Raw genomic sequence first — 8,661 nt, forward strand, 5'->3', positions numbered from 1 at the left:
ACCTCGAACGAGTCCGCCGACGAGCGCGCCGCGCGCGCCGCCGCGGCGGTCGGCCTGGTCACGGGCGAGCGGGGCTCGCGCCGTGCGGGCCGCGGTGCCGGCGCCCCCCGGACCGGCGAGGGCGACGGCGACGCGTCGCGCGCCGACCGTCAGCGCGACCAGCAGGGCGGCGAGCGCCAGCGCGACCAGCAGGGCGGTCAGCAGCGCGAGCAGCAGAGCGGTGGCCAGCAGACCCGCGGCGAGCGCCAGGCGGATCGGCGGGACGACCGCCAGCTGCTGGACGACGAGCGCGGCGGCCGCCGGCGCCGGGGCCGTGACCGCGGCCGCGAGCGCGACCGCAAGCGCGGCCGCAACCGCCAGGGACCGGACGTCGCGGGCCTCGACGACATCGAGGTCAACGAGGACGACGTGCTGCTCCCCGTCGCGGGCATCCTCGACATCCTCGACAACTACGCGTTCGTGCGCACCAGCGGGTACCTGCCGGGCCAGAACGACGTCTACGTCTCGCTCGGCCAGGTGAAGAAGGCCGGGCTGCGCCGCGGTGACGCCGTCACCGGCGCGGTGCGCCAGCCGCGCGAGGGCGAGAACCAGGGCAACACCGCGCGCCAGAAGTTCAACGCGCTCGTGCGCCTGGACACCGTGAACGGCATGTCGCCCGACGAGGCGCGCCAGCGCCCCGAGTTCACCAAGCTCACGCCGCTGTACCCGCAGGACCGCCTGCGCCTGGAGAACACCGAGGCGACGCGCCTGACGCCGCGCGTCATCGACATCGTCGCGCCGATCGGCAAGGGCCAGCGCGGCCTCATCGTCGCGCCGCCCAAGGCCGGCAAGACGATCATCATGCAGCAGATCGCGAACGCGATCACGGCCAACAACCCCGAGGTCCACCTCATGGTGGTGCTCGTGGACGAGCGGCCCGAAGAGGTCACGGACATGGAGCGGACGGTGAAGGGCGAGGTCATCGCCTCGACGTTCGACCGCCCCGCGTCCGACCACACGATCGTCGCCGAGCTCGCGATCGAGCGTGCGAAGCGCCTGGTCGAGCTCGGCCAGGACGTCGTCGTGCTCCTCGACTCGCTCACCCGCCTGTCGCGCGCGTACAACCTCGCGGCGCCGGCCTCGGGCCGTATCCTGTCGGGTGGTGTGGACGCGTCCGCGCTCTACCCGCCCAAGCGGTTCTTCGGCGCGGCCCGCAACATCGAGAACGGCGGCTCGCTGACGATCCTGGCCTCCGCGCTCGTCGAGACGGGCTCGAAGATGGACGAGGTCATCTTCGAGGAGTTCAAGGGCACGGGGAACATGGAGCTCCGCCTGTCGCGCAACCTCGCGGACAAGCGCATCTTCCCGGCCGTGGACGTCAACGCGTCCGGCACGCGCCGCGAGGAGATCCTCCTGTCGCAGGACGAGCTGAAGATCGTCTACAAGCTGCGTCGTGTCATGGGCGCCCTCGACCAACAGCAGGCGATCGAGCTGCTGCTCGGCCAGCTCAAGAAGACGCAGACGAACGTCGAGTTCCTGCTCCACGTCCAGAAGACCACGCCCGGCGGTCTTGCGGACGACGACAACGTCGGCCGCACGATCTGACGGTCGTCCGGCAGCAGCCGACGGCGGGCGGCCCCGGGAAGTTCTCGGGGCGTCCGCGCGTTCTGGCACAATGGTTCGTCGGCCTGCGATCGTCAGGCCGCCTGTCGCCGGTTCACAGGTGCGGTCGCCGCACCTGACCCGGAGACGTCACCCCAAGGAGAAAACCGTGAAGTCTGGTATCCACCCCGAGTACGTCGTCACCGAGGTGACCTGCACCTGTGGCAACACCTTCGTGACGCGCAGCACCGAGGCGTCGGGCAAGATCAGCTCTGACGTGTGCAGCGCCTGCCACCCGTTCTACACGGGCAAGCAGAAGATCCTCGACACCGGTGGCCGCGTGGCCCGCTTCCAGGCGCGCTACGGCAAGAAGGACGCCGGCAAGTAGCCGCTCCGCAGCGCCGGTGGTCCGAGCCCGACAACCTCTCCAGGGGCAGTCGGCGAGCTCGAACCACCGGCGCTGTTGCTTTGCCCGAGCGATCCACCGATCCTCGCGCGGTCGCCGCCCCGGCGCGCAGGCCGCGACCCAGCCCGCCACCGAGGAGCAGTCCGTGACCGAGTCGTTCGCCGCCGTCGAGCCGCTGCTGGCCGAGCACGCCGACATCGAGGGCCAGCTCGCCGACCCCACCGTCCACGCGGACGCCGGTCGTGCGCGCACGCTGGGGCGGCGCTACGCCGAGCTCAACCAGGTCGTCGGCGCGTACCGCGCGTGGCGCGAGGCGAGCGACGACGCCGAGGCCGCCGCCGAGCTCGCGGCCCTCGGGGGCGAGGACGGCGACGCGTTCGCCGCGGAGCTCCCAGGCCTGCGCGCCGCGGAGGAGGAGGCGCGCGAGCGCCTGCGCCGCGTGCTCGTGCCCCGCGACCCCGACGACGGGCGCGACGTCATCCTCGAGATCAAGGCGGGGGAGGGCGGCGAGGAGTCCGCCCTGTTCGCGGGCGACCTGCTGCGCATGTACCTGCGGTACGCGGAGCGCCGGGGCTGGAAGACCGAGGTCCTCGAGTCCACCGAGTCCGACCTCGGCGGCTACAAGGACGTCCAGGTCGCGGTCAAGGCGCGCAGCACGCCGACCGACCCCGCCGACGGCGTCTGGGCCAACCTCAAGTACGAGGGCGGCGTGCACCGCGTCCAGCGCGTGCCCGTGACCGAGTCGCAGGGCCGGATCCACACCTCCGCGGCCGGCGTGCTCGTGTTCCCCGAGGTGGAGGACGCGGGCGAGGTCGAGATCGACCCGAACGACCTGCGCATCGACGTTTACCGCTCCTCCGGCCCGGGCGGGCAGTCCGTCAACACGACCGACTCCGCCGTGCGCATCACGCACCTGCCGACGGGCATCGTCGTGTCGATGCAGAACGAGAAGTCGCAGCTCCAGAACCGCGAGCAGGCCATGCGCGTGCTGCGCGCGCGCCTGCTCGCCGCGCAGCAGGAGGCCGCCGCCGCGGAGGCCGCGGACCTGCGCCGTTCGCAGGTCCGGACCGTGGACCGCTCCGAGCGGATCCGCACGTACAACTTCCCGGAGAACCGCATCGCGGACCACCGCACCGGGTACAAGGCCTACAACCTCGACCAGGTGCTCGACGGCGACCTCGACCCGGTCGTGCGCTCGGCGGTCGAGGCCGACGAGGCGGCCCGCCTCGCGAGCGCCGGCGATGCCTGAGCCGGTCGCTCCGAACCCGCCGTCGGACGCCCGCACCTCTGCCTGGCTGCGCTGGGCGACGGCCGTCCTCGACGCCGCGGGGGTGCCCTCGGCGCGTGCGGACGCCGAGCTCCTGCTGGCCCACGCGCTCGCGGTGCCCCGGAGCGACGTGGCGCGTCGCGCGATCCTCGGCACGCCCGTCCCGGACGACGTCGCGCCCGCCCTCGCGGGGCTCGTCGCCCGGCGCGCGCAGCGCGTGCCGCTCCAGCACCTCGTGGGCACCGCGCCGTTCCGGCACCTCGAGCTGGCCGTCGGGCCGGGCGTCTTCGTCCCGCGGCCCGAGACCGAGCGGGTCGCGCAGGTCGCCGTCGACGAGGCCCGCGCGGTCGTGGCCGGAGCGGGGCGCGCGACCGTCGTCGACCTGTGCACCGGCTCGGGGGCGATCGCGCTCGCCGTCGCGACGGAGGTCGCCGGGACCGACGTGCACGCGGTCGAGCTCGACGCCGCCGCCCACGCCTGGGCCGAGCGGAACGTGACGGCGGTGCGCGAGGCTGGCGGCGTCGTCGTCCACCTGGTGCGGGGCGACGCCCGCACGGCGCTCGCCGGGCCTGTCGCCGACGGCGGTCTCGACGGCACGGTCGACGTCGTCGTGTCCAACCCGCCGTACGTGCCCCCCGGTGCCGTCCCGCGCGACCCCGAGGTGGCCGACCACGATCCCGGCGTGGCGCTCTACGGCCTCGGGCCGGACGGTCTCGAGGTGCCGCGGGGGATCACGGCCGCGGCCGCGCGGCTCCTGCGCCCCGGAGGTCTCTACGTCATGGAGCACGCCGAGGTCCAGGCCGCGGCCGCGCGCGACATGGTCGCGGCGACCGGCGCGTTCGTCGACGTCCGCACCGTCGTCGACCTCACGGGACGCGACCGCATGGTCGTGGCCCGGCGCTCGGGACCCGAGCACGCCGGTGACCCGGAGCCCGCCCGTGGGCGTGGAAGGATGGACCCGTGAGCTCCGTCCACCCCGTGACCGACCCGAACACCTGGGGCGCCGGCATCGACGAGGCGGTCAACGCGATCTCCCGCGGTGGCCTCGTCGTGCTGCCCACCGACACCGTCTACGGCATCGGCGCCGACGCGTTCGACGCCGAGGCCGTCGCCGCGCTCCTCGCGGCCAAGGGCCGGGGCCGGCAGATGCCCCCGCCCGTGCTCGTGCCGGACGCGCGCACGCTCGACGGCCTCGCCACGGACGTGCCCGACGACGCGCGCCGCCTCGTCGAGGCCTTCTGGCCCGGCGGCTTCACGATCATCCTGCGCGCCCAGCCCTCGCTCGCGTGGGACCTGGGGGAGACGCACGGGACCGTCGCGCTGCGCATGCCCGACCACCCGGCCGCGCTCGCGCTCCTGCGCCGCACCGGGCCGCTCGCGGTGTCGTCGGCGAACGCGACCGGCCGTCCCGCGGCCCTCGACGTCGACGACGCGCAGGCACAGCTCGGCGACGCCGTGACGGTCTATCTCGACGGCGGCACGGCGCCCGGCGGGGTGGCGTCGACCATCGTCGACGCGACGTCGGGCACGCTGCGCGTCGTGCGCCAGGGCGCGGTCACGCTCGACCGGCTCCGCGAGGTCGCGGATGTCGCGGGCCCGGACGACCCGCCCGCCGACGCCCCCTCCGACGCGCCCACCGCCGCGCCTGCCGACGCTCCCACCACCGACGACGCCGGGGAGCCGGAGGCGAACGGCGGGTGAGGGTCTACCTGCTCGTGATGCTCGTCGCCGCGGTGGTGACGTTCCTCGCGACGCCCTTCGCGCGCTGGGTCGCGCTGCGCACCGGCGCGATCACCGCGGTGCGCGACCGCGACGTCCACACGATCCCGACCCCTCGCCTCGGCGGGCTCGCCATGCTGCTGGGCCTCGTGGTGGCGGTGGTCTTCGCGTCGCAGATGCCGTTCCTCGAGAGCGTGTTCGTCAGCGAGGTCGCGGGCCGGCTCGTGGCGGACTCGCGGGCGTGGGGGATCGTCGGCGCGGCCGCGATCGTCTGCCTGCTCGGGATCGCCGACGACATCTGGGACCTCGACTGGATGACGAAGCTCGCGGGGCAGGTGCTCGCCGCGGGGTTCATGGCGGCCCAGGGAGTCGTCCTCTTCACGCTCCCGCTCGGGATCGGCGAGCAGCAGCTCATCTGGTCCTCGCGCCTCCAGCTCGCCGCGACGATCCTCGTGGTCGTCGTCGCGATGAACGCCGTGAACTTCGTCGACGGCCTCGACGGCCTCGCGGCCGGGCTCGTCGCGATCGGCGGTGCCGCGTTCTTCGTCTACTCCTACGTGCTCACGCAGAAGGCGAGCGCCGACGACTACTCGAGCCTCGCGACGCTCGTGATCGCCGCGCTCGTCGGCATCTGCGCCGGCTTCCTGCCGCACAACTTCCATCCGGCGCGCATCTTCATGGGGGACTCGGGCTCCATGGTCCTGGGGCTCGTCTTCTCCGCGGCCGCGATCGTCGTGACGGGCAAGATCGAGACCGACGCGCTCTCCGGAGCCCAGCAGATCCCGGCGTTCATCCCGCTCCTGCTGCCGCTCGCGGTGATCCTCCTGCCGCTGCTCGACATGGGCATGGCGGTGGTGCGCCGTGTCGCACGTGGGAAGTCGCCGTTCCACCCGGACCGCATGCACCTGCACCACCGGATGCTCGCGATCGGGCACTCGCACCGCCGCGCGGTGCTCATCCTCTACGTCTGGACGGCCGTGTTCGCGTTCACCGCGGTCGCGCTCGTCCAGTGGCACTGGCACGGCGTGGCCGTGGGCCTCGCGGTCGCCGTCCTGGTGTCCGCGGTCCTCACGCTCGGCCCGCTGCGCACGCGCGGCCGGTTCCTCGACGACGACGCCGCGGCCACGACCTCGTCCGTGCCGGTCACGACCCCCACCTCCGACGACCACCCGGGTGAAGCCGCCCCGCCTGCCTCGCCCGCCGTCACGACCCCGCCGAAGGAAGCCCTGAGATGACCACGAGCCAGCCCGAACCCGCCCAGCCGGACGGCGGGCAGCCCGTCCAGGAGCCTGCCGAGCAGACGATCGGCCCGCACGGGCAGGCCGTGCGCGCGGTCTTCCGGACCGCGCTGCGGGACGTGCTCGTCCTGCTCGGCGCGCTCACCGTCCTCGGTGTCGCGATCGGGGCGCTCGTCGCCGGGCTGTCCGGCGTCTGGGGCGCGCTCCTGGGCGTCGGCGTCGCGCTGCTCTTCTCGGCGACGACCGTCTGGGCGATGCTGCGCACGGTGGACGCGAGCCCGACGACGACCGCCGCGGTCGTCATGGGGAGCTGGCTCGCGAAGATGGTCGTGCTCATCGTGATCCTCGTGGTCCTGCGCGGCATGGACTTCTACGACCGCTGGGTCTTCGCGGGCGTCCTGCTCGTCGGCGTCATCGGCTCCGCGGTGCTCGACTACCGGGCCGTGAGCAGGGGGCGCATCCCCTACGTCGAGCCCGACGCCCGCTGACCGACCACGCCTCTATCAGGCGGGCGGCGCCCGGGCCAGGGACCAGTTGCCCGGAGCGCATGAGCAAAATGTCACAAGCACCGCCAGATCGGCGTGAGCACGCCGATCCATACGTTAGGCTACTGGCGAATCCATGACGGCCAGGTCCGACGGCGTGCCCACCAACGAGTGACGGCTGCCCGGACCACACGACCATTGGGAGTCCACCCTGTCCACGCTTGCGACCCCCGTGCTCCTCGCTGCTTCCGAGAGCGAAGGTGGCTTCCACGCGCCGTCGATCGCCGACTTCTTCCCGCCGGCCATCCTCTTCGAGGGCACGATCTTCCAGATCGACCGCATCTGGATCGTCCGCGTCGTCGCGACGATCGCCCTGCTGGCGATCTTCGTCATCGCGGCGCGCCGCGCGAAGCTCGTCCCCGGCCGGTTCCAGAACGCCATCGAGATGATCCTCGACTTCGTGCGCGTGCAGGTCGTCGAGGAGATCATGGGCAAGGAGAACGCCAAGCGTTTCGTGCCGATGATCACGACGATCTTCTGCGCGATCCTCGCGTTCAACATCACGGGCATCATCACCGGCCTCAACATGGCCGGCACCGCCCGGATCGGCATCCCGCTGCTCCTCGCCCTGTGGGTCTTCGTGACCTACTGGTACGTCGGCATCAAGAAGCACGGCCTCGGCGGCTACCTCAAGAGCAACCTGTTCCCCCCGGGGATCCCGGCGCCGATCTACCTGATCGTCACGCCGATCGAGCTGCTCCAGATCCTCATCATCCGGCCGGCCTCGCTGGCCATCCGTCTCGTCGCCAACATGGTCGCCGGGCACATCATGCTCGTCCTGTGCTTCGCGGCGACGCAGTACTTCTTCTTCGAGGCGGCCCCCGCGATGAAGGCGCTCGGCGTCCTCAGCCTTGCTGGCGGCTTCGCCTTCACGCTCTTCGAGATCCTGGTCGCGGCGCTCCAGGCGTACATCTTCGCCCTGCTCGCGGCGGTCTACATCAACATGTCGCTCGAGGAAGAGCACTGACCTGACGGTCGGCGCACCGCGCCGCTCGCACCACCAGCTCGCTCCAGACGCATCAACCCACGCGACGCCGGACCACCCAGGGCCGGCGCCCAACGGAAGGAACACCCATCGTGGACGTCACCACCCTCGCCGAGGTCACCGGTAACCTCAACTCGGTCGGCTACGGCCTCGCCGCGATCGGCCCGGGCATCGGCCTCGGTATCCTCATCGGCAAGACCATCGAGGGCATCGCCCGCCAGCCCGAGGTCGCCGGCCAGCTCCGCGCCACCATGTTCCTCGGTGTCGCGTTCGTCGAGCTCCTCGCCCTGCTGGGTCTCGTCGCCGGCTTCCTCTTCCCCGCGGCGTGATGTCGGCGCTGACGAGCGCCGCCGGTTCGCTGGTGGCGCAGACGGAGGAGCCGGAGGGGATCGACCTCTTCCTTCCGGCCGGCTACGACCTGCTCTGGTCGGCGGTCGTCCTCGTCGTCATCGCGATCGTCTTCTACAAGGCCATCCTGCCCAAGTTCCAGGCGGTGCTCGACGAGCGCACCGCGAAGATCGAGGGTGGCCTCGCCAAGGCGGAGTCCGCCCAGGCGGAGGCCGCGGCGGCGCTGGCGGAGTACCACCAGCAGCTCCAGGAGGCGCGCACGGAGGCGGCGAAGATCCGCGAGGAGGCACGGGCCGAGGGCTCGGCCATCGTCTCGGACCTGCGGGCGAAGGCGTCGGACGACGCCGCGCGCATCGTCGAGACGGCGCACCGCCAGATCGAGGCCGAGCGCCAGCAGGCCGCGGTCTCGCTGCGCAACGACGTCGGTCTGCTCGCGACGGAGCTCGCCTCGAAGATCGTGGGCGAGTCGCTCGCCGACTAGGCGCGCCACAGACGCGGCCTCGGTCCCGTGGCGGTACATCGCGGGGCCGGCGGGGGCCCGGGGGCGGGGGGCGGGCCACCACCCGCGCGTC

At 72.8% G+C, this 8,661-nt stretch carries 10 protein-coding genes; all 10 read left to right on the forward strand.

Annotated elements, in window-relative coordinates; genetic code table 11:
- Positions 1 to 1,584: transcription termination factor Rho (gene rho / locus ACFWH7_RS12980; protein WP_378216924.1), on the forward strand; the 1,584-nt coding region annotated here is incomplete at its 5' end.
- A gap of 166 nt (positions 1,585 to 1,750) precedes the next feature.
- Positions 1,751 to 1,969, forward strand: coding sequence for a 50S ribosomal protein L31 (gene rpmE / locus ACFWH7_RS12985; protein WP_047232891.1), 219 nt, complete (start codon positions 1,751 to 1,753; stop codon positions 1,967 to 1,969).
- Positions 1,970 to 2,132: 163 nt separating this feature from the next.
- Entirely contained in the window at positions 2,133 to 3,236 is a 1,104-nt protein-coding gene (gene prfA / locus ACFWH7_RS12990; RefSeq protein ID WP_378216926.1) for a peptide chain release factor 1, read from the forward strand.
- Positions 3,229 to 4,218: a peptide chain release factor N(5)-glutamine methyltransferase gene (gene prmC, locus ACFWH7_RS12995; RefSeq protein ID WP_378216927.1), complete on the forward strand. Its 990-nt coding sequence runs from the start codon at positions 3,229 to 3,231 to the stop codon at positions 4,216 to 4,218. Before prfA ends, prmC begins: the two co-directional genes overlap by 8 nt.
- Positions 4,215 to 4,955, forward strand: coding sequence for an L-threonylcarbamoyladenylate synthase (locus ACFWH7_RS13000; protein ID WP_378216929.1), 741 nt, complete (start codon positions 4,215 to 4,217; stop codon positions 4,953 to 4,955). The genes prmC and ACFWH7_RS13000 overlap by 4 nt, the downstream gene beginning before the upstream one ends.
- The gene (locus ACFWH7_RS13005) at positions 4,952 to 6,208 is read left to right on the forward strand and encodes an MraY family glycosyltransferase (protein ID WP_378216930.1); all 1,257 of its coding nucleotides are present in this window, start codon (positions 4,952 to 4,954) and stop codon (positions 6,206 to 6,208) included. The genes ACFWH7_RS13000 and ACFWH7_RS13005 overlap by 4 nt, the downstream gene beginning before the upstream one ends.
- Complete coding sequence (locus ACFWH7_RS13010) at positions 6,205 to 6,699, forward strand: hypothetical protein (protein ID WP_378216931.1); 495 nt, start codon at positions 6,205 to 6,207, stop codon at positions 6,697 to 6,699. Before ACFWH7_RS13005 ends, ACFWH7_RS13010 begins: the two co-directional genes overlap by 4 nt.
- Positions 6,700 to 6,928: 229 nt before the next feature.
- Positions 6,929 to 7,723: a F0F1 ATP synthase subunit A gene (atpB, locus tag ACFWH7_RS13015; RefSeq protein ID WP_378216932.1), complete on the forward strand. Its 795-nt coding sequence runs from the start codon at positions 6,929 to 6,931 to the stop codon at positions 7,721 to 7,723.
- A gap of 110 nt (positions 7,724 to 7,833) precedes the next feature.
- Entirely contained in the window at positions 7,834 to 8,070 is a 237-nt protein-coding gene (locus ACFWH7_RS13020) for an ATP synthase F0 subunit C (protein WP_047232897.1), read from the forward strand.
- Positions 8,070 to 8,570, forward strand: coding sequence for a F0F1 ATP synthase subunit B (locus tag ACFWH7_RS13025; protein WP_378216933.1), 501 nt, complete (start codon positions 8,070 to 8,072; stop codon positions 8,568 to 8,570). Before ACFWH7_RS13020 ends, ACFWH7_RS13025 begins: the two co-directional genes overlap by 1 nt.
- Positions 8,571 to 8,661 lie beyond the last annotated feature (91 nt).

This window comes from Cellulosimicrobium cellulans (genome assembly GCF_042723955.1).
Classification (GTDB): Bacteria; Actinomycetota; Actinomycetes; order Actinomycetales; family Cellulomonadaceae; genus Cellulosimicrobium; species Cellulosimicrobium cellulans_H.

Coding starts and splice junctions, on each gene's coding strand:
- ACFWH7_RS13025 (WP_378216933.1), top strand. CDS start 8,070: ATGTCGGCGCTGACGAGCGCCGCCGGTTCGCTGGTGGCGCAGACGGAG.
- prmC (WP_378216927.1), top strand. CDS start 3,229: ATGCCTGAGCCGGTCGCTCCGAACCCGCCGTCGGACGCCCGCACCTCT.
- ACFWH7_RS13010 (WP_378216931.1), top strand. CDS start 6,205: ATGACCACGAGCCAGCCCGAACCCGCCCAGCCGGACGGCGGGCAGCCC.